Source organism: Atlantibacter sp. MEI4A-1023 (assembly GCF_056155425.1).
On the sequence record NZ_CM149568.1, the window covers coordinates 4,546,164 to 4,566,934 of the forward strand.

At 57.3% G+C, this 20,771-nt stretch carries 15 protein-coding genes; 11 read left to right on the forward strand and 4 right to left on the reverse strand.

Going from position 1 to position 20,771, the window contains the following annotated elements; all coding sequences use genetic code 11:
- The first annotated feature begins 31 nt into the window (after nucleotides 1-31).
- The 5 genes from argE (at nucleotide 32) to gldA (ending at nucleotide 8,328) form a co-directional block, all read left to right on the forward strand.
- On the forward strand, nucleotides 32-1,183 hold the full coding sequence (argE, locus tag ACVV26_RS21560) for an acetylornithine deacetylase (RefSeq protein WP_474799268.1): 1,152 nt from the start codon (nucleotides 32-34) through the stop codon (nucleotides 1,181-1,183).
- Nucleotides 1,184-1,453: 270 nt separating this feature from the next.
- Nucleotides 1,454-4,105, forward strand: coding sequence for a phosphoenolpyruvate carboxylase (gene ppc / locus ACVV26_RS21565; protein ID WP_474799269.1), 2,652 nt, complete (start codon nucleotides 1,454-1,456; stop codon nucleotides 4,103-4,105).
- Between the two features lie 103 nt (nucleotides 4,106-4,208).
- The gene (locus ACVV26_RS21570; RefSeq protein ID WP_474799270.1) at nucleotides 4,209-5,432 is read left to right on the forward strand and encodes an RtcB family protein; all 1,224 of its coding nucleotides are present in this window, start codon (nucleotides 4,209-4,211) and stop codon (nucleotides 5,430-5,432) included.
- Between the two features lie 33 nt (nucleotides 5,433-5,465).
- Nucleotides 5,466-7,055 carry a hypothetical protein gene (locus ACVV26_RS21575; RefSeq protein WP_474799271.1) on the forward strand — a complete coding sequence of 530 codons (1,590 nt, stop codon included), beginning with the start codon at nucleotides 5,466-5,468 and terminating at the stop codon, nucleotides 7,053-7,055.
- A 169-nt stretch (nucleotides 7,056-7,224) separates the two neighbouring features.
- Nucleotides 7,225-8,328: a bifunctional L-1,2-propanediol dehydrogenase/glycerol dehydrogenase gene (gene gldA, locus ACVV26_RS21580; RefSeq protein WP_474799272.1), complete on the forward strand. Its 1,104-nt coding sequence runs from the start codon at nucleotides 7,225-7,227 to the stop codon at nucleotides 8,326-8,328.
- Between the two features lie 46 nt (nucleotides 8,329-8,374).
- Here gldA and metF read toward each other — a convergent pair whose 3' ends face one another.
- The 3 genes from metF to metB form a co-directional block, all read right to left on the reverse strand.
- Nucleotides 8,375-9,265 (reverse strand): methylenetetrahydrofolate reductase, encoded by an 891-nt coding sequence (gene metF, locus ACVV26_RS21585; RefSeq protein ID WP_203120802.1) that lies wholly within the window; start codon nucleotides 9,263-9,265, stop codon nucleotides 8,375-8,377.
- Between the two features lie 223 nt (nucleotides 9,266-9,488).
- On the reverse strand, nucleotides 9,489-11,921 hold the full coding sequence (locus tag ACVV26_RS21590; protein WP_474799273.1) for a bifunctional aspartate kinase/homoserine dehydrogenase II: 2,433 nt from the start codon (nucleotides 11,919-11,921) through the stop codon (nucleotides 9,489-9,491).
- Nucleotides 11,922-11,923: 2 nt separating this feature from the next.
- Nucleotides 11,924-13,084 (reverse strand): cystathionine gamma-synthase, encoded by a 1,161-nt coding sequence (metB, locus tag ACVV26_RS21595; protein WP_474799274.1) that lies wholly within the window; start codon nucleotides 13,082-13,084, stop codon nucleotides 11,924-11,926.
- Nucleotides 13,085-13,374: 290 nt separating this feature from the next.
- Here metB and metJ point away from each other — a divergent pair, with 290 nt between their 5' ends.
- On the forward strand, nucleotides 13,375-13,692 hold the full coding sequence (gene metJ / locus ACVV26_RS21600; protein ID WP_015966498.1) for a met regulon transcriptional regulator MetJ: 318 nt from the start codon (nucleotides 13,375-13,377) through the stop codon (nucleotides 13,690-13,692).
- A gap of 54 nt (nucleotides 13,693-13,746) precedes the next feature.
- On the opposite strand, the gene rpmE is transcribed toward metJ, so the two are convergent.
- Nucleotides 13,747-13,959: a 50S ribosomal protein L31 gene (gene rpmE, locus ACVV26_RS21605; RefSeq protein ID WP_161659587.1), complete on the reverse strand. Its 213-nt coding sequence runs from the start codon at nucleotides 13,957-13,959 to the stop codon at nucleotides 13,747-13,749.
- Nucleotides 13,960-14,222: 263 nt separating this feature from the next.
- Between rpmE and priA the strand changes: the two genes are divergently transcribed.
- The 5 genes from priA to hslU all read left to right on the forward strand — a co-directional run bounded on the left by priA (nucleotide 14,223) and on the right by hslU (nucleotide 20,670).
- A complete protein-coding gene (gene priA, locus ACVV26_RS21610; protein ID WP_474799275.1) occupies nucleotides 14,223-16,418 on the forward strand; it encodes a primosomal protein N' in 2,196 nt (731 codons plus the stop codon).
- Between the two features lie 158 nt (nucleotides 16,419-16,576).
- Nucleotides 16,577-17,611: a DNA-binding transcriptional regulator CytR gene (gene cytR / locus ACVV26_RS21615; RefSeq protein ID WP_312985636.1), complete on the forward strand. Its 1,035-nt coding sequence runs from the start codon at nucleotides 16,577-16,579 to the stop codon at nucleotides 17,609-17,611.
- Between the two features lie 88 nt (nucleotides 17,612-17,699).
- Nucleotides 17,700-18,707: a cell division protein FtsN gene (ftsN, locus tag ACVV26_RS21620; RefSeq protein ID WP_474799277.1), complete on the forward strand. Its 1,008-nt coding sequence runs from the start codon at nucleotides 17,700-17,702 to the stop codon at nucleotides 18,705-18,707.
- Between the two features lie 88 nt (nucleotides 18,708-18,795).
- Nucleotides 18,796-19,326, forward strand: coding sequence for an ATP-dependent protease subunit HslV (gene hslV, locus ACVV26_RS21625; RefSeq protein WP_002436777.1), 531 nt, complete (start codon nucleotides 18,796-18,798; stop codon nucleotides 19,324-19,326).
- Between the two features lie 9 nt (nucleotides 19,327-19,335).
- The gene (gene hslU / locus ACVV26_RS21630) at nucleotides 19,336-20,670 is read left to right on the forward strand and encodes an ATP-dependent protease ATPase subunit HslU (RefSeq protein WP_474799278.1); all 1,335 of its coding nucleotides are present in this window, start codon (nucleotides 19,336-19,338) and stop codon (nucleotides 20,668-20,670) included.
- Nucleotides 20,671-20,771: the final 101 nt, after the last annotated feature.

Below are 20,771 nucleotides of genomic sequence, written 5' to 3' on the forward strand. Positions count from 1 at the left end.
TGATACTATCACGACCTAAGGTATGTCAACAGTGAAAATGAAATTACCGCCGTTTATCGAGATTTACCGCGCATTAATCGCGACTCCGTCCATCAGTGCGACCGAAGCCGCGTTAGATCAGAGTAATGCGTCTTTAATCAATTTACTGGCGTCCTGGTTTGGCGATCTGGGTTTTAACGTAGAAGTTCAGCCGGTTCCAGGAACCCGCAATAAATTCAATATGTTGGCGAGCATCGGCCAGGGCGCGGGCGGATTACTGCTGGCAGGCCACACCGACACGGTGCCGTTTGACGACGGACGCTGGACGCGCGATCCCTTCACCCTGACCGAGCACGACAACAAGCTGTACGGCCTGGGCACCGCCGACATGAAAGGCTTTTTCGCCTTTATTCTCGATGCGCTACGTGACGTCGACGTGACGCAACTGAAAAAACCGCTCTACATTCTGGCGACGGCGGATGAAGAGACCAGCATGGCGGGGGCGCGCTATTTTGCCGAAACCACCCAGCTGCGCCCGGACTGCGCGATTATCGGCGAACCGACCTCTTTGCAGCCGATCCGCGCGCATAAAGGGCATATCTCCAGCGCGATTCGGGTACTGGGCCAGTCGGGCCATTCCAGCGATCCGGCGCGAGGCGTCAATGCCATTGAACTGATGCATGACGCCATTGGCCGTATTCTGGAGCTGCGCGATAACCTGAAAGAGCGCTATCACTATGACGCGTTTACCGTGCCGTATCCAACGCTCAACCTTGGCCACATTCACGGTGGTGATGCCGCCAACCGCATTTGCGCCTGCTGCGAGCTGCACCTGGATATTCGCCCGCTGCCGGGGATGACCCTTAACGATCTTAATGGATTGCTGGAAGAAGCCCTGGAGCCGGTCAGCAGCCGCTGGCCGGGCCGCCTGAACGTTGCAGAACTGCACCCGCCGATCCCAGGCTACGAATGCCCGCCGGATCATCATCTGGTGAAAGTGGTGGAAGCGTTGCTCGGCGCGCAAACCGACGTGGTGAACTACTGCACCGAAGCGCCGTTTATTCAGACGCTCTGCCCGACGCTGGTGCTTGGCCCCGGTTCCATTAACCAGGCGCATCAACCGGATGAATATCTGGAAACCCGGTTTATTAAACCGACCCGTGAACTGATTACCCAGGTTGTTCATCACTTCTGCTGGCACTGATCTGCATCACCTTCCTGTCACGTCGGAGGGTGACTTTTGTCACATTTCCATAAGTAACGCTTATCTGGCACGAAATGAATTAAATTTCGTGAATTGTCGCGATTTATTGGTTTGCTGAAGCGATTTCGCCGCAATTGACGAATGGTGGTTTACGTGGCTTTATAAAAGAAAAGACGTAGTTCAAGTCCGAAAGATTTCGGGGGCGCTGCCAACGCGGCTGTGGTTCGAAATATTGAGGACATATACATATGAGATGGGGTGTCTGGAGTAATGAACGAACAATATTCCGCTTTGCGTAGTAATGTCAGTATGCTCGGCAAGCTGCTCGGGGATACCATCAAGGATGCTCTCGGAGAGAACATCCTTGACCGCGTAGAAACAATCCGCAAATTGTCGAAGTCCTCACGTGCTGGCAATGAAGCAAATCGGCAAGAGCTGCTGACCACGCTGCAAAATCTGTCCAACGATGAGTTACTTCCGGTGGCCCGCGCCTTTAGCCAGTTTCTGAACCTGGCCAATACCGCCGAGCAATACCACAGCATCTCTCCCAAAGGGGAAGCCGCCAGCAACCCGGAAGTGATTGCCCGCACGCTGCGTAAACTCAAAGACCAGCCGGACCTGAGCGAAGCGGCGATTAAACAGGCCGTAGAGTCGCTTTCCCTGGAGCTGGTGCTGACCGCACACCCCACTGAAATCACCCGTCGTACGCTGATCCACAAAATGGGCGAAGTGAATAACTGCCTGCATCAGCTCGACCATAAAGATATCGCCGATTACGAACGCAACCAGATCACCCGCCGTCTGCGCCAGCTGATTGCCCAGTCCTGGCATACCGATGAAATTCGTAAAAACCGCCCATCGCCTATCGACGAAGCGAAATGGGGCTTTGCGGTGGTAGAAAATAGCCTGTGGGAAGGTATTCCCAGCTATCTGCGTGAACTGAACGAACAGTTGCAGGAGCACCTGGATTACAAACTGCCGGTGGATTTTGTACCGGTGCGCTTTACCTCCTGGATGGGCGGCGACCGCGACGGCAACCCGAACGTCACTGCCGATATCACCCGTCACGTGCTGCTGCTGAGCCGCTGGAAAGCCACCGACCTGTTCCTGAAAGATATTCACGTCCTGATTTCCGAACTGTCGATGGTGGAGTGTACCGACGAACTACGCGATCGCGTCGGCGAAGCGGGCGCGTCCGAGCCATATCGCTATCTGCTGAAAGGCATTCGCAGCCAGCTCACCGCTACCCAGGCCTGGCTGGAAGCGCGCCTGAAAGGCCAGAAACTACCGAAGCCACAAGGCTTGCTGACCCAAAACGAGCAGTTGTGGGAACCGCTGTACGCCTGCTATCAGTCACTACAGGCCTGCGGCATGGGCATTATCGCCAACGGCGAACTGCTTGATACGCTGCGCCGCGTGAAGTGTTTCGGCGTGCCGCTGGTACGTATTGATATCCGCCAGGAAAGCACCCGCCATACCGAAGCGCTGGGCGAACTGACCCGCTACCTGGGCATTGGCGATTACGAAAGCTGGTCAGAAGCCGACAAACAGGCCTTCCTGATCCGCGAACTGAATTCCAAACGTCCGCTGCTGCCGCGCCAGTGGGAACCGAGCGAAGAAACCCGCGAAGTGCTGGACACCTGCCGGGTGATCGCCGAAGCGCCGCAGGGCTCTATCGCCGCCTACGTGATTTCGATGGCGAAAACCCCGTCCGATGTGCTGGCGGTACATCTGCTGCTGAAAGAGGCGGGCATCGGTTTTGCGCTGCCGGTTGCGCCGCTGTTCGAAACCCTCGACGACCTGAATAACGCTAATGACGTGATGACCCAGTTGCTGAATATCGACTGGTATCGCGGCTTTATCCAGGGCAAACAGATGGTGATGATTGGCTATTCCGACTCGGCGAAAGACGCAGGCGTGATGGCGGCCTCCTGGGCGCAATACCAGGCACAGGACGCGTTAATCAAAACCTGTGAGAAAGCGGGCATCGCCCTGACGCTGTTCCACGGACGCGGCGGCTCCATCGGTCGCGGCGGCGCGCCTGCCCATGCAGCGCTGCTCTCTCAACCGCCGGGTAGCCTGAAAGGCGGCCTGCGCGTGACCGAACAGGGCGAAATGATCCGCTTTAAATACGGCCTGCCGGAAATCACCATCAGCAGCCTGTCGCTGTATACCGGTGCGATCCTCGAAGCTAACCTGCTGCCGCCGCCGGAACCAAAAGCCGAATGGCGTCATATCATGGACGAGCTGTCGACCATTTCCTGCAATATGTATCGCGGCTACGTGCGTGAAAACGCCGACTTCGTGCCCTATTTCCGCTCCGCAACGCCGGAACTGGAGCTGGGCAAACTGCCGCTGGGTTCGCGCCCGGCGAAGCGTCGCCCGAACGGCGGCGTGGAATCCCTGCGCGCCATTCCGTGGATTTTCGCCTGGACGCAAAACCGCCTGATGCTGCCCGCCTGGCTGGGCGCAGGCGCGGCGTTGCAGAAAGTAGTGGAAGACGGTAAGCAGGGCCAGCTTGAAGCCATGTGCCGCGACTGGCCGTTCTTCTCGACCCGCCTCGGCATGCTGGAAATGGTATTCTCCAAAGCTGACCTGTGGCTGGCGGAATACTACGATCAGCGCCTGGTGAAGAAAGAGCTGTGGCCGCTCGGTAAAGAGCTGCGCGAGCTGCTGGAAGCGGACATCAAAGTGGTGCTGGATATCGCCAACGACTCTCATCTGATGGCGGATCTGCCGTGGATTGCCGAGTCGATTCAGTTGCGCAATATCTACACCGACCCGCTAAACGTTCTCCAGGCCGAGCTTCTGCACCGCTCCCGCCTGACGGAAGAAGCGGGCAAAGAGCCGGACCCGCGCGTTGAACAGGCGCTGATGGTCACTATCGCCGGCGTCGCGGCGGGTATGCGTAACACCGGTTAATGCCTCTACGCCCCGGCACCGTCCGGGGCGTTTATTTCTCGCCGCTGGCGACTTCACATCCCATACTTATCTTTTACGGTAATAAAACCGGGAGGAGATAAGCATGACTCAACAGTACGAATTGCTGACCGCACCCTCCACAACGCCGATCAAAATGTGGACCAAAGGCGTGCCGGTTGAAGGCGAAGCCAAACAGCAACTGCTCAAAACCGCCAGCATGCCGTTTATCTTTAAACATCTGGCCGTCATGCCTGACGTGCATCTCGGTAAAGGTTCCACCATCGGCAGCGTGATCCCGACGCGCGGCGCGATTATCCCGGCGGCAGTGGGCGTGGATATCGGCTGCGGCATGATTGCCGTGCGTACCTCACTCACGGCGAGCGACTTGCCTGATAACCTTGCGGGGTTACGCAGCGCCATCGAACACGCCGTTCCTCATGGCCGCACCGTTGGCCGCGCCCAACGCGATAAAGGCGCATGGAACCGTACGCCGGAAGATGTCGATGCGCACTGGGCACATCTTGCGCCGCGTTTTAAAAAACTCACCGACAAATACCCCCAACTGCTGAAAACCAATAACCATCAGCACCTGGGGACACTTGGCACCGGTAATCATTTTATTGAAGTCTGTCTGGATGAGCAGCAGCGGGTCTGGGTGATGCTACACAGCGGTTCTCGCGGCGTCGGCAACGCCATCGGGACGCTGTTTATCGCACTGGCGCAAAAAGATATGCAACGCCATATCAGCAATCTGCCCGACCGCGATCTGGCCTATTTCGAGGAAGGCAGTAAACATTTTAACGACTACATGGAAGCCGTCAGTTGGGCGCAGGATTACGCCCATCACAACCGCGAAGTGATGATGAACCGCGTCCTGGCGGCGCTCTCTAAAATTATCACCAAACCCTTCGCAACCCAGCAGGAAGCCGTTAACTGCCACCATAACTACGTTCAGAAAGAAACGCATTTCGGCGAGTCGGTACTGGTTACCCGTAAAGGGGCGGTATCGGCGCAGAAAGGGCAAATGGGGATTATCCCCGGCTCAATGGGGGCGAAAAGCTTTATCGTGCGCGGCCTCGGGAATGAAGACAGCTTCTGCTCATGCAGCCACGGCGCAGGCCGCACCATGAGCCGCAGCGCCGCTAAAAAGCGCTTTACGGTTGACGACCAAATCCGTGCCACCGCACATGTAGAATGCCGTAAAGACAGCGAGGTGATTGACGAAATCCCTATGGCGTATAAAGACATCGACGCCGTGATGGCGGCGCAGTCGTCGCTGGTTGAGATCGTGCACACGCTGCGTCAGGTAGTCTGTGTGAAAGGGTAAATACCGGGATAAACAAACAATAAGGACATAACAATGAAAACATGGTTGGCAAAACTGTTCGGTAAAGGCACAAAATCCGCATTCCCGGTCGTGTGGGATGCGCAGCAGCCCGCGATTTATGCGCTTCTGTTACCGACAATGGAGACGCTGGCACCACTCAACGCTGAGCAAAACCCGCTTATCGACCCGCCGCTGGGCGAAAGCCAGGAAATCCGCTGGGCACCGGGCGCGCTGGATGGCGTGGCGATCCACCATTTCGGGCTGGGATCGGATGACGATCCGTCTGCCGCCATCACGATCGCGCTGGAGAAAACCTTGCAGCACCGCCAGCCCGCAGATACCGCAGATCTGTACAGATTGCTCAGCGCCGGTTCGCCCCTGAGCTACATTGACAAGCTATTAACGGCGCTACCTGCCCGGAAAAATCTGGATGCGGCCGCGCTTAACGAACTGGTGGTATGGCTGGCCATGAATAGCCCGGACGCCAACGTTGTGAAAGCGGCCATGGCGTTGCTGGCGTTTTTCCCTTCACCGCAAAGCCAGCAGATCCTGACGGTGCTGGGCCGCCACGACGAATTTACGCTTTACGCGATTGTGGCGCTGCGCTCCTTCCTTGCGCCGGAGGATTATGAGCACGTGTGGTTTGAAATGGCGCAGCGGGTAGATGGCTGGGGGCGCATTCATCTTATTGAACGCCTACCGGAACAGCCCGGTGAAGAGGTGCGTCACTGGCTGCTGCGCAGCGGTTATTCCAATAGTGTGATGGTTGAGTATACCGCCTGGGATTGCGCGTTCTACGGGCAGTTGCTGGAAGCGCTAAAGCAGCAACGGGATGACGCCCTGCTGTGCGGCGCGGCGGAAATGTTTCAGGCCATAATGGCCGGGGAACCTGGAAAAGGTATTGATTATTACAGCGATGCGCCAGAAGCCTTCTTCCATTATTTAAACCATTTGCTGGCGCAACCCGCCGCCGATCCGCTGCACTATCTGGCGGCTCATGATATCCGGGCACAGGCTGATGACAGCGAGTTTTGCGATGACGACTTACGCCACCAGCTGATAACGTTAGCTGACCGGGTCCTGACGCAGCAGCAATGGGATACGGCGATTGAACAAGCGCTGGCGCGCGATGATGCGTACCGCTTTAACCTGGCGATACGCGCCAGTCGCCTGCGTAATCAGGACCCGTGGCCCGCCATTTATCACAAGCAAATGAGCGACAGCCAGGCCAGCCACTGGTATCAGCTTATGCAAACCGATGATGTTAAGAATATCGTTAAGGTGGTGGAACTGGCGCAGCAGCAATTCGATCTCGCGGCTATCGCCAGCGGCCCGGCGTTAAACAACGGCATCGGGGTAGAATGGCGGGCGCACAATGCGTTTGATTTTGTGTTACAGGATCTCAAACGTTTCCCGGGAATCGGCTGGGAAGCCCTCAACGCAGGACTACAGAGCCCGGTGATCCGCAACCGCAATATGGCTATCAACGCGTTACAGGAATGGGCCCCGGAGCAGTTGTCTCCTCACCTGACGTTTCTTGAGCACTGCCTTGCCCGTGAGCCGGATCAAAGCGTGCGCGAACGCATGGAAGCATTAATGTTAAGGGTGAAACACCCGGCATAAATGAATGAGGTTAGCGGTTAAAAAAATGCGGCATATGCTCCACAATCTTAAAGGCCATACATCAGATATGGTCTTTTTTTATCCTGACGGGTAAGGTTTGCCATGTCTCTGCGCCTGGCTATCAGGCGCAGAAAATGTGGAAATTTAAATCTGTAACAGGAGAAGATGTATGGATCACATCATTCAGTCACCGGGTAAATACATCCAGGGCGCCGATGTGCTTAGCCGCCTCGGGGATTACCTTAAACCTATGGCCGAACGCTGGCTGGTGGTCGGTGATAAATTCGTTTTGGGCTTTGCCCAGGAAAGCCTGCAACACAGCCTGAGCGCTGCCGGGTTGGCATTTGAAATTGCGCCGTTTGGCGGCGAGTGTTCGCAGAATGAGATCGACCGCCTGCGCGCCGTGGCGGAAAACGCGCGCTGCGATGCGGTCGTCGGAATTGGCGGCGGTAAAACGCTGGATACCGCCAAAGCGCTGGCGCATTACATGGCGGTTCCGGTGGCTATCGCGCCAACCATCGCCTCCACCGACGCGCCTTGCAGCGCCCTGTCGGTCATTTATACCGATGACGGTGAATTTGACCGCTACCTGTTATTGCCGCACAACCCGAACATGGTGATCGTTGATACCAAAATTGTGGCGGGCGCACCGGCGCGTCTGCTGGCGGCAGGGATTGGCGATGCGCTGGCGACCTGGTTCGAGGCGCGCGCCTGTTCACGCAGCGGCGCAACCACCATGGCTGGCGGCCAGTGTACCCAGGCCGCGCTGGCCCTGGCGGAGCTGTGCTACAACACGCTGCTGGAACAGGGCGAAAAAGCGATGCTGGCGGCGGAACAGCATGTGGTTACCCCGGCGCTGGAACGGGTGGTGGAAGCCAATACCTATCTGAGCGGCGTCGGTTTTGAAAGCGGCGGCCTGGCGGCGGCGCACGCGATCCACAACGGTTTAACCGCTATCCCGGATGCGCATCATTTTTATCATGGTGAAAAGGTCGCGTTTGGTACGCTGGTGCAGTTGGTGCTGGAAAACGCGCCGCTGGAGGAGCTCGAAACCGTCGCCTCGCTGTGCTTTGCCGTAGGATTGCCGATCACGCTGGCGGAGTTGGATATTGAAAGCGATATTCCCGCCAAAATGCGCATCGTCGCTGAAGCCGCCTGCGCCGAAGGGGAAACCATTCACAATATGCCGGGCGGCGCGACAGCCGAGCAGGTGTATGCGGCGCTGTTGGTGGCCGACCAGTACGGTCAGGGCTTTTTGAAAAACTGGCAGTAACATAAATATGCCCGGCTGCGTTAAGCGCCGGGCATTTTTTGAGGCCTTATACCGCCGGGCGCACGCCCAGCGTATGACAAATGGCGTAGCTCATTTCCGCGCGGTTCAGGGTATAGAAATGGAAGTCTTTCACCCCTTCGCGGCTGAGGATTTTCACCATGTCCATGGCGATATTTGCGCCCACCAGCTTGCGGGTTTCCGCATCGTCATCCAGGCCGGAGAACATCTGGGCCATCCACGCCGGGATACGCACGTTGGTCATATCCGCGAATTTTTTCGCCTGTTTGAAGTTAGACACCGGCAGGATCCCCGGAATGATTTCTACGTCAATCCCGGTCGCCGCGCAGCGGTCACGGAATCGCAGATAGCTTTCCACATCAAAGAAGAACTGGGTGATGGCGCGGTTGGCACCCGCATCAATTTTACGTTTCAGATTCAGTAAATCCGCCTGGGCGCTTTTCGCTTCTGGATGCACTTCCGGGTACGCCGCCACGGAAATATCAAAATCCGCCACCTCTTTCAGCAGGCCCACCAGATCGGCGGCATACATGTCCGGCTTACCGCTGCCCGGCGGTAAATCGCCGCGCAGGGCCACAATATGGCGAATGCCGTTTTCCCAGTAGTCGCGGGCGATGGTGCGCAGCTCATCGCGGGTAGCGTCGATGCAAGTCAGGTGCGGTGCCGCTTCCAGACCGGTGCGATCTTTAATGCCTTTGATGATGCTGTGGGTGCGGTCGCGCTCGCCGGAGTTCGCGCCATAAGTGACGGAAACGAATTTCGGCTTCAGGCTGCTCAAACGATCGATGGAATTCCACAGGGTCTGTTCCATTTCACTGGTGCGCGGCGGGAAAAACTCAAAGGAAACGTTAATGCGCCCGGCGACCTCGGCCAGACTCTGGTTCAATGCTTCCCGCTGGTTGGCGTGAAAAAAGCTCATACCCTTACCTCATCACTCGCTTGTCATTATTGGCTGTTGTGTTTTTTGACTTCTATACGTTTAGACGTCCAGATGTAAAAATGACGGAAAAGCGACATCGCGTCAACTGAAAAATCACCAGAATGAATGAGGAATATTCAGCGAACGTGAAAAAAATTCAGGATGGAGCGTCACAGAAAGGATAAACGCCTTTTGCCAGCAGAGGCAAAAGGCGCATATCAGGTTACAGCAGTTGGGCCAGGCGGTTGAGATCGGACTGAATGGCCCCGGCGGTGACATCGCGTCCGGCACCCGGGCCACGGATCACCAGCGGGTTATCGCGATACCAGCGGCTTTCGATGGCGAACACGTTATCGCACGGCAGCAGCGAGGCCAGTGGATGCTCGGGACGTACCGCTTCCACGCCGACGCGTGCCTTGCCGTTGGCGTCGAAACGCGCCACATAGCGCAGCACCAGCCCCATTTCCCGGGCGGCTTCCAGACGTTGCACCATCTGGTCGTTTAGCGCGTCACCGTTTTCAAAGAAATGATCCACCGACCCGTCTTCGCAACCCTGCGGCACCAGCGATTCTACGCGTACCTGGTCAGGTTCGATGTCGTAACCGGCTTCGCGCGCCAGGATCACCAGCTTGCGCATGACGTCTTTACCAGACAGGTCGACGCGCGGGTCCGGCTCGGTTAAGCCCTGCTGCCAGGCCTGATCCACCAGGTCGGTAAACGGCACGCTGCCATCAAATTGCAGGAACAGCCATGACAGCGTCCCAGAGAAAATGCCGCTGATAGCCAGAATCGAATCACCGCTGTCGCGTAGATCGCGCACGGTATGGTTAACCGGCAAACCTGCGCCGACGGTGGCGTTGTACAGCCAGTGACGGCCCGTTTTGGCGAACGCATCGCGGATCTGGCGGTATTTGTTGCTGGTGCTCGCGCCCGCCAGTTTGTTGGCGCTGATGACGTGGAAGCCGTGGCTGGCGAAATCCAGATACTGATCGGCCAGCTCTTCGCTTGCCGTCACGTCCAGCACGACCAAATCATCATACGGATGGTTACGCATCCACAGGAACAGTGACTCTTCATCGTGATCCTGGGCCTCGTCATTAAAGAAGGCTAAGGCGCGGCTGGCGTCCAGCCCCTGGTCATTCAGCAGGCTGCGGCGGCTATCCACCACGCCGGCCAGCACAAATTCAAAACCAGTGCGGGCGGAAAGCGTTTCCTGCTCGCGGGCGAACAGCTCCAGCCAGCGGGAACCAATATTGCCTTTGCCGAACAGCATCAGGCCGATGCGTTTTTCCGCGCGGAACAGCGTCTGGTGCAGGCCCTGAATCAGGCTTTCGGTGGGGCCAACGCGCAGTACGGCCACCAGGCTGATGCCCTCTTCCGATTGCCAGATAAACTCGACCGGCTGATCTTTTAGCTGCTGCCAGAAACGGTGGCTGTGCAACGGATTGCGGCACACGCCTGCACCGACCATCGCCACCAGCGCTAACCCTTCGCGCAAACGCAGTTCACCCGACAAGGCGGCAGCTTCTAACGTGCTGAATGCGCTGCCCACCACTTCCGAGGTGTAGCACAGTTGCAGTAAACGGCGATCCGGATGGACGCCAATCGACAGCGGGCGGATTTGCGCGCGCTTTAGTACGTTTAGCGTTTCCTGATGCGCCAGCTTGAAATCCTGATCCGGAGCCACCAGCAGTTCAATCAGGCACACGTCATCATGGCTGGTGACAATGCGCGCGCCGGTGCCGGACGCCAGTACGCGCTCGATACGCGTGGAGCCCTGCTCCGGGTTATAGCTGCAACGTAGCTGCAAATCGATATCGCTGCCGGAAACTGGCTGAAGAGTACGGGCGTGGAGCACCGGAGCGGCGAGGCGCGCCAGTTCGCTGGCTTCATCGAGGCGCAGTAGCGGCAGCAGGCAGGCGTCTTTCACTTTACGCGGGTCGGCGCTGTAAACGCCCGCCACGTCGCTCCAGATGGTGACGCGGGAAACGCCGCCCAGCGCACCGATTTGGGTCGCGGAGTAGTCAGAGCCGTTACGCCCCAGCAGCACGGTCTCACCCGCGTTATTGCGGCAGATAAAGCCCGTCACCACGACGCGTTTGCCGGAATGCTGGACCAAAAGCTGTTGCAGTAGAGGGTAAGAGAGCCCTTCATCCACCTGCGGCTGCGCGCTGCGCTCGGCGCGTAAAAATTCGCGCGCGTCCAGCCAGGTGGCGTCAATGCCCTGAAGGTTCAGTACGGCGGACATCAACCGCGCCGACCAGATTTCGCCGTGGCCGACCACTTCGGCATACACCGCATCGGTAATGGTGCCGTCGAGTAGCGCCGCCAGCCGTTCGAGATCGTGAATAAAGCCGCTAATCAGTTCATCCGCTTTATCGGCGGGCAACAGGCCGCTGATTAATTCGGTCTGATAACGGCGCAGCGCCTGCTGAACCTGATGGGCGGACAGACGATCCGTCTGGCTCAGTTTCAACCAACTGATCAACTGGTTGGTGGTGCTACCTGCGGCGGAAACCACCATCATGTCGTCCGGCTGCGAATACTCGGCCATGATCCCGGCCACGCGCAGATAACACTTCACATCCGCAAGGCTACTACCACCAAATTTATGCAGCTGACGACCTTTCGCCCCTGCAGGCGCTGAAACACTCATGCTTACCCCTTAGCCGCTGCCCGGAAGCCATTTTCCAGGTCAGCAAGTAAATCTTCACTGTCTTCAATACCGGTCGAGATACGCAGCAGCGTCTCGGAAATGCCTGCGGCGGCACGCGCTTCAGGCGCCATGCCCGCATGGGTCATGGTCGCGGCATGGGAAATCAGGCTTTCCACCCCACCTAACGATTCCGCCAGTGTAAACAGCTCCAGCGCGCCAAGGAAGCGGCGCAGCGTCTCTTCATCGCCGTCGATTTCAAAGCTCAGCATCGCGCCAAACCCTTTCTGCTGGCGAGCCGCAATGTCGTGGCCCTGGTTTTCCGGCAGAGAAGGATGATACAGCTTTTTCACCAGCGGTTGGGTCTTCAGATAGTCAACAATCGCCAGCGCGTTACGCTGCGCGATATCCATACGCGGCACCAACGTGCGGAGGCCACGCAGCAGCAAATAGCTGTCAAACGCCGCAGCGGTCACGCCAATATTATTCGCCCACCAGGCCAGATTAACGGCGGTCTCTTCATCACGGGAAATCACCACGCCAGCCACCACGTCGGAATGGCCGTTGAGGTATTTGGTGCAGGAGTGCAGCACTAAATCGGCACCGAGCGACAGCGGATTTTGCAGCGCCGGGCTCAGGAAAGTGTTATCCACTACGCTTACCGCCCCGGCTTCACGTACCAGGCGGCAGATTTTTTCGATATCCACCACGCGCAGTAACGGGTTGCTCGGCGTTTCGATCAGGACCAGTTTCGGTTTCTCCGCCAGCGCCGCTTTCAGTGCCGCTTCATCGTTTTGATCGACAAACAGCACCCGGTAACAGCCGCGTTTCGCCAGGCTATCGAACAGACGGTAGCTGCCGCCGTAACAGTCGTGCGGCGCAACCAGCAGATCGCCCGGATTCAGGTACACCGTGGTGACCAAATGGATTGCCGACATGCCCGTGTTGGTCAATACCGCGCCCGCGCCGCCTTCAAGTTCCGCCAGTGCGCGCTGGGTCACATCGCGCGTAGGGTTACCGCGGCGAGAATAGTCATGCGCGCGCGGCTCGTTGAAACCGGTGAAGTTGTAGGTGCTGGAAAGATGGATGGGCGGGACAACGCAGCCGTACTGTTCGTCATCGTTTAATCCGCTACGTACTGCGATGGTGGCCTGTTTACGTGTCATGTTGAGCGGCTTCCTGGCTGAAGGACTGATCCCGGCGTTTTCGCGGGATAATCGGGAATCGGTTCAAAGTCTGCCCACAGAGTAACCACAGAAGAAATGGACGTCAATACATCTGGACATCTAAACTTCTTTGCGTATAGATTGAGCAAAACCAAATTAGCCGTTAAAATTGTGTGTTTAGAGCAGCCGTGCAATGGATTTCCCTGTGCGCGGCACTATCGCGTTTATGGCTGTGGCCCGCCAGACTGGCCCCGGCCCACTATCAATAATGAGAGGATGAAAGGTATAACATGGCTGAATGGAGCGGCGAATATATCAGCCCATACGCTGAGCACGGTAAGAAGAGTGAACAAGTAAAAAAAATTACGGTTTCCATTCCTCTGAAGGTGTTAAAAATCCTCACTGATGAACGTACCCGTCGTCAGGTGAATAACTTGCGTCACGCCACCAACAGCGAACTGCTGTGTGAAGCGTTTTTGCATGCATTTACCGGACAGCCGTTACCGAATGATGAAGATCTGCGTAAAGAGCGCAGTGATGAAATCCCGGAAGAGGCGAAAGTGATTATGCGTGAGCTGGGCATCGACCCGGAGACGTGGGAATACTGATTGGCAAACAGAGACAAAAAAGGCGCCTTGCGGCGCCTTTTCTTTCCGTGGTGCTTATTTAGCGCCCGGGATGCTGAAACGCTTGTTGAAGCGGTCAACACGGCCACCGGTAGCAACATCACGCTGTTTGCCGGTGTAGAACGGGTGGCATTTGCCACAAACGTCCAGGTTCAGATCGTGGCCCACAGTTGAGTGAGTTTTGATCACATTACCGCAAGAACAGGTTGCAGTAATTTCAGTGTAATTCGGGTGAATACCTTTTTTCATGGGAAACCTCAGTTAAGGCCGCGTCGCTCTTCCGGCCCTAACGCCAGACACCACGCGATGTTGATAAATTCCCCGTCTCATGCCGTCCTGCGGGTGTGTTCACTGCAAGACGACGCGCCGGGGAAATACGTCGATTTGACTGCACGCTTTGTGCATCAAAGGCGGCGAATCATACAGAAATTAATCAGCGTATGCAAACTGATCCGCAAATTGTCTTTCTCACAGTGTACACTATGCCGTCATTTTCTCAGCCGGGAGCCCGGATGTCTGTTGCCCATATTGCCCTGGCGGTGCCACTGCCCCGCACCTTTGATTATCTGCTTCCCGTCGGGATGCCGGTGACGGCGGGTTGTCGCGTGTTGGTGCCGTTTGGCAAGCAGCAGCGCGTTGGTATCGTGGTGTCCGTCAGCGAGCACAGCGAACTGCCGCGCGAGGAGCTGAAATCGGTGCTGGAGCCGCTCGACGGCAAGTCGCTGTTTTCTCCTTCTTTATGGCAACTGTTGTTATGGGCGGCGGAGTACTACCACCATCCGATCGGCGATGTGTTATTCCATGCGCTGCCAGTACTGTTGCGCCAGGGGAAGCCCGCCAGCGGGACGCCGCTCTGGACCTGGTTCGCCACAGAAGATGGCCAAACCATCGACATCAACAGCCTGAAACGCGCCCCTAAACAGCAGCAGGCGCTGGCGTTGCTGCGCCAACAGCCGATTCTGCGCCACCAGCTTAGCGAGATGGACCTGAGCGATGCGACGTTTCAGGCGTTGCGCACCAAAGGATTATGCGATTTACGGGCACAATTGCCCGAGCAAACCGACTGGCGGCCCGGCTTTAGCGTTTCCGGCGAGCGGCTGCGGCTGAACACCGAGCAGGCCACCGCCGTGGGGGCGATCCACAGCGCGTCCGATGAGTTTTCCGCCTGGCTGTTAGCGGGCGTAACCGGCTCAGGGAAAACCGAGGTTTATCTCAGCGTCCTAGAAAATGTGCTGGCTCAGGGCAAACAGGCGCTGGTACTGGTGCCGGAAATCGGCCTGACGCCGCAGACCATCGCGCGTTTCAGGGAACGCTTTAACGTCCCGGTAGAAGTGCTACACTCGGCCCTGAATGACAGCGAGCGGCTGGCGGCCTGGCTGAAAGCGAAAAACGGCGAGGCGGCGATTGTCATCGGCACCCGCTCGGCGCTGTTTACGCCATTTAAACAGTTGGGCGTGATTGTGATTGATGAGGAGCATGACAGCTCCTATAAACAGCAGGAAGGCTGGCGCTACCATGCCCGCGACCTGGCAGTGTATCGTGCCCACCGCGAGCAGATCCCGATTATCCTCGGCTCAGCAACCCCGGCGCTGGAAACCTTGCATAACGTTCGGGTAAAGAAATACCGCGAACTTAAACTCACCCGCCGCGCGGGCAATGCGCGCCCGGCAATGCAGCACCTGGTGGATTTAAAAGGCCAGCCGGTGCAGGCGGGCCTTGCCCCGGCGCTGATCGCCCGGATGCGCCAGCATCTTCAGGCCGATAACCAGGTCATTTTATTTCTTAACCGGCGTGGTTTCGCCCCGGCGCTGCTCTGCCACGATTGTGGATGGATCGCCGAATGCCCGCGCTGCGACCATTACTACACGTTGCATCAGGCGCAGCATCAGTTGCGCTGCCACCACTGCGACAGCCAGCGCCCGGTGCCGCGCCAGTGCCCGCAGTGCGGCTCCACGCACACGGTGCCGGTCGGCCTGGGAACCGAGCAACTGGAGCAGGCGTTAAGCCCGTTGTTCCCCGGCGTGCCGCTGTCGCGTATCGACCGCGACACTACCAGCCGCAAAGGCGCGCTGGAGCAGCATCTGGCGGACGTGCATCGCGGCGGCGCGCGTATTCTGATTGGCACACAAATGCTGGCGAAAGGCCATCACTTTCCCGATGTGACGCTGGTGGCGCTGTTGGACGTGGACGGCGCGCTGTTCTCGGCAGATTTCCGTTCCCCGGAGCGTTTCGCCCAGTTGTATACCCAAGTTGCCGGACGTGCCGGGCGTGCGGGTAAACAGGGCGAAGTGATCCTGCAAACCCACCACCCGGAACACCCCTTACTGCAAACGCTACTCAGCCAGGGCTACGACGCCTTTGCCGAAGAGGCGCTGCGCACCCGTAGCCAGGTCTGGCTTCCGCCTTACAGCAGCCACGTGATGATCCGCGCCGAGGACCATAACAACCAGCAGGCAGCGCTGTTTTTACAGCAGTTGCGTAACCTTTTGCAGGCCAGCCCGCTGGCGGATGACAAACTGTGGATACTCGGCCCGGTCCCGGCGTTACAGCCGAAGCGCGGCGGGCGCTTTCGCTGGCAAATCCTGTTGCAGCACCCTTCCCGCCTGAAGCTGCAACATATCCTTAGCCAGAGTCTGGCGCTGGTAAACACCTTACCGGAGGCGCGCAAAGTCAAATGGACGCTGGATGTCGATCCTATCGAGAGCTAAATCTTCAGTGCAAAGCGCCAGAGTTCGAAAAATAAAATATTGATCACATTTCTTATGCAATATTTGTAACCGCACGGTGTAAATATCTGATAAGAATGATCGGTCAAGCCAGACCACAGGACGTGGCTGCGCCCGCGATAGTTTGCGAGGAGAAGAAGTTGAACCCGAAGAAACAGGTTGTTGCCGCAACCATGAAAGATGTTGCCGAGCGGGCAAATGTCTCAACCGCCACGGTATCTCGTGCATTAATGAATCCTGAGAAAGTCTCTCAGGCTACCCGTAACAAGGTAGAGCAAGCTGCTATAGACGTGGGTTATTTGCCTGGCTCTCTGAACCGCAATTTAAAACGTAATGAGTCACGCACTATTTTGGTGATTGTTCCGGATATCTGCGATCCGTTTTTCAGCGAAATTATTCGCGGTATTGAAATCACCGCCGCCGACCAGGGTTATCTGGTGCTGATTGGCGACTGCGCGCACCAGAATCAGCAAGAAAAAACCTTTATTGACCTGATTATCACCAAGCAGATCGACGGCATGTTGCTGCTCGGCTCGCGTCTGCCGTTCGACGCCAGTAAAGAAGAGCAGCGCAACCTGCCGCCGATGGTGATGGCTAACGAATTCGCGCCGGAGCTGGAACTGCCGACGGTGCATATCGATAACCTGACCGCCGCCTTTAATGCCGTCAATTATCTGCACGAACTGGGCCATGACCAGATTGCCTGCATCGCCGGGCCAGAGGAGATGCCGCTGTGCCATTACCGGTTGCAGGGTTACGTTCAGGCGTTGCGCCGCAGTGGGATGCAGGTCGATCCGCACTATATCGCCCGGGGCGATTTTACGTTTAACGCTGGCGCACAGGCGCTGGATCAGCTGCTGAACCTGCCCAATCCACCCACGGCAATCTTCTGCCACAGCGATGTAATGGCGCTGGGGGCACTGTCTCAGGCCAAGCGCCGCGGCTATAAAGTGCCGGAAGATTTGTCGATTGTCGGCTTTGATAATATCGCGCTCGCGGAGTTCTGCGACCCACCGTTAACCACGATTTCCCAGCCGCGTTTTGAGATTGGCCGCGAGGCTATGCTGCTGCTGTTGGATCAGCTACAGGGCCAGGTCGTGAGCAGCGGTTCGCGCCTGCTGGATTGCGAGCTTATCGTTCGCGGCTCCACGCGTGCCCGCAAGGCGGCAAAATAGTTTCGATTAGGACTCACCTCACTGGTCAAAAGCCCGTCCCTTAAGTAACATGACGGGCTGATAAACGAATAAATACAGCGAAACGATAGTGGCACAACGAGATTATGTACGCCGCGGACAGCCGAGCCCCGCGCGGCGCAAGAAACCGACTACCCGCAAAAAGCAACGTAACCTGCCTGCTGTTTCCCCGGCCATGGTCGCTATCGCGGCCGCCGTTCTGGTGACCTTTATCGGTGGCCTGTACTTTATTACCCATCATAAATCTGAAGAAGTTGAGGTCATCCCGGGTCACAAAGTGACGGGAAATGGCTTGCCGCCGAAACCAGAAGAGCGCTGGCGCTACATTAAAGAGCTGGAAAACCGCCAGCCAGGCGTGCGTACCCCGACCGAGCCGTCTGCCGGTGGGGAAATCATGAACCAGGATCAGCTGACCAACGAACAGCGTCAGCTACTGGCTCAGATGCAGGCGGATATGCGCCAGCAGCCCACGCAACTGAACGAAGTGCCGTGGAACGAGCAAACACCTGCCCAGCGCCAGCAAACGCTTCAGCGCCAGAAACAGCTCCAGCAGCAACAGAACACCGTCGCGCAGCAGCGTACCCCGCCGCGCGTCGAACAGCCGTACCAGCAACCCCAGCAGGTGCGCACGACCACGGTTCAGGAGCAGCCGGTACGCAGCGCGCAAACGCAGAAACCTGCCGCGCAGCAAACCAACCGCACCACTACCAGCCAGCAGCCTTATCAGGATCTGCTGCAAACGCCGCCGCATACCGCCCAGCGTGAACCGGCGCAGCCGAAGGCGACCGCCCAGGCCGCGCCGGTCACACGTGAAACCGCACCAGAAAAACCGGCCGCCGAGAAAAAAGATGACCGTCGCTGGATGGTACAGTGCGGTTCATTTAAAGGCGCCGAGCAGGCGGAAACTGTGCGTGCGCAGCTGGCGTTTGAGGGCTTTGATTCACGCATTACCGCCAATAACGGCTGGAACCGCGTGGTGATCGGCCCGGTGAAAGGCAAAGAAAACGCCGACGGCACCCTCACCCGCCTGAAGCTTGCCGGTCACACTAACTGCATTCGTCTCGCCGCTGGGGGTTGAAACCCCTGAATCACCCCCCATCTATAATTGCATTCTGCCCCGCGCCTGGCGCGGGGCCTGTATTCAGCTATCGAAAAGGGGTCTGTCAGTGACAACAATAGTAAGCGTACGCCGCAACGGACAGGTGGTGATTGGTGGCGATGGACAGGCCACATTGGGCAACACCGTAATGAAAGGCAACGTTAAAAAAGTGCGTCGCCTTTACAACGATAAAGTCATTGCGGGTTTCGCGGGCGGCACAGCGGATGCCTTCACGCTGTTTGAACTCTTCGAACGCAAACTGGAAATGCATCAGGGCCATCTGGTGAAAGCGGCGGTTGAGCTTGCCAAAGACTGGCGTACCGACCGGATGCTGCGCCGTCTGGAAGCGCTGCTGGCGGTGGCGGATGAAACGGCCTCCCTGATCATCACCGGTAACGGCGATGTGATCCAGCCGGAAAACGACCTGATTGCGATTGGTTCGGGTGGCCCGTATGCCCAGGCTGCGGCACGCGCCCTGCTGGAAAACACCGAACTGAACGCCCGTGAAATTGTTGAGAAGTCGCTGGGGATTGCAGGTGATATTTGCATCTACACCAACCACTTCCTGACCATCGAAGAACTCTCCTCTAAAGCGTAAGGATTTCCCATGTCTGAAATGACCCCACGCGAAATTGTCAGCGAACTCGACAAACATATTATCGGCCAGGACGCGGCGAAGCGTTCTGTTGCCATCGCGCTGCGTAACCGCTGGCGCCGTATGCAGCTTGATGAAGAGCTGCGTCATGAAGTGACACCGAAAAACATTCTGATGATCGGCCCAACCGGCGTCGGTAAAACCGAGATTGCCCGTCGCCTGGCAAAACTGGCCCATGCGCCGTTTATCAAAGTTGAAGCCACGAAATTCACCGAAGTGGGCTATGTCGGTAAAGAAGTGGACTCGATCATCCGCGATCTGACCGATGCGGCGATAAAGATGGTGCGCATGCAGTCCATCGAAAAGAACCGCTATCGCGCCGAAGAGATGGCGGAAGAGCGCATTCTCGACGTGCTGATCCCACCGGCTAAAAACAACTGGGGCCAGGCTGAACAGGCGCAGGAGCCTTCAGCGGCGCGTCAGGCATTCCGTAAGAAACTGCGTGAAGGCCAGTTGGACGATAAAGAGATTGAAATCAATCTCGCCGCTGCGCCGATGGGCGTAGAAATCATGGCGCCTCCGGGCATGGAAGAGATGACCAACCAGCTCCAGTCCATGTTCCAGAATCTGGGCGGGCAAAAGCAAAAGCCGCGTAAGCTGAAAATCAAAGACGCGATGAAGCTGCTGGTGGAAGAAGAAGCCGCCAAGCTGGTAAACCCGGAAGAGCTGAAGCAAGACGCGATTGACGCGGTTGAACAGCACGGCATCGTATTTATTGATGAGATCGACAAAATCTGTAAGCGCGGCGGCAATGTGTCCGGCCCGGATGTGTCCCGTGAAGGCGTGCAGCGCGACCTGCTGCCGCTGGTAGAAGGCTGTACGGTCTCAACCAAGCACGGCATGGTGAAAACCGACCATATCCTGTTTATCGCGTCCGGCGCGTTCCAGGTGGCCAGCCCGTCTGACCTGATCCCGGAATTGCAGGGCCGTCTGCCGATCCGCGTTGAGTTACAGGCGCTGACTGCAGAAGACTTTGAACGCATCCTGACCGAACCGAACGCGTCTGTCACCGTGCAGTACAAAGCGCTGATGGCAACCGAAGGGGTGAATATCGACTTCACTGACGACGGCATCAAACGCATCGCCCAGGCGGCGTGGCAGGTCAACGAGAGCACCGAAAACATCGGCGCGCGTCGTCTGCACACGGTACTGGAGCGTCTGATGGAAGAAATTTCCTATGACGCCAGCGATCTCAACGGCCAGACAATCCTCATCGATGCGGAATACGTTGGTAAACACCTGGATGAACTGGTGGCAGATGAAGATTTGAGTCGCTTCATTCTGTAATTGTCTGAGGGTTGGCGGATATACCCAAAAGAGGTAGGGCGTACGCCTCGCTTAACAGAGTTCGGCGACACCTCTGCAACTTACCGGTTGTTGTGGTTATA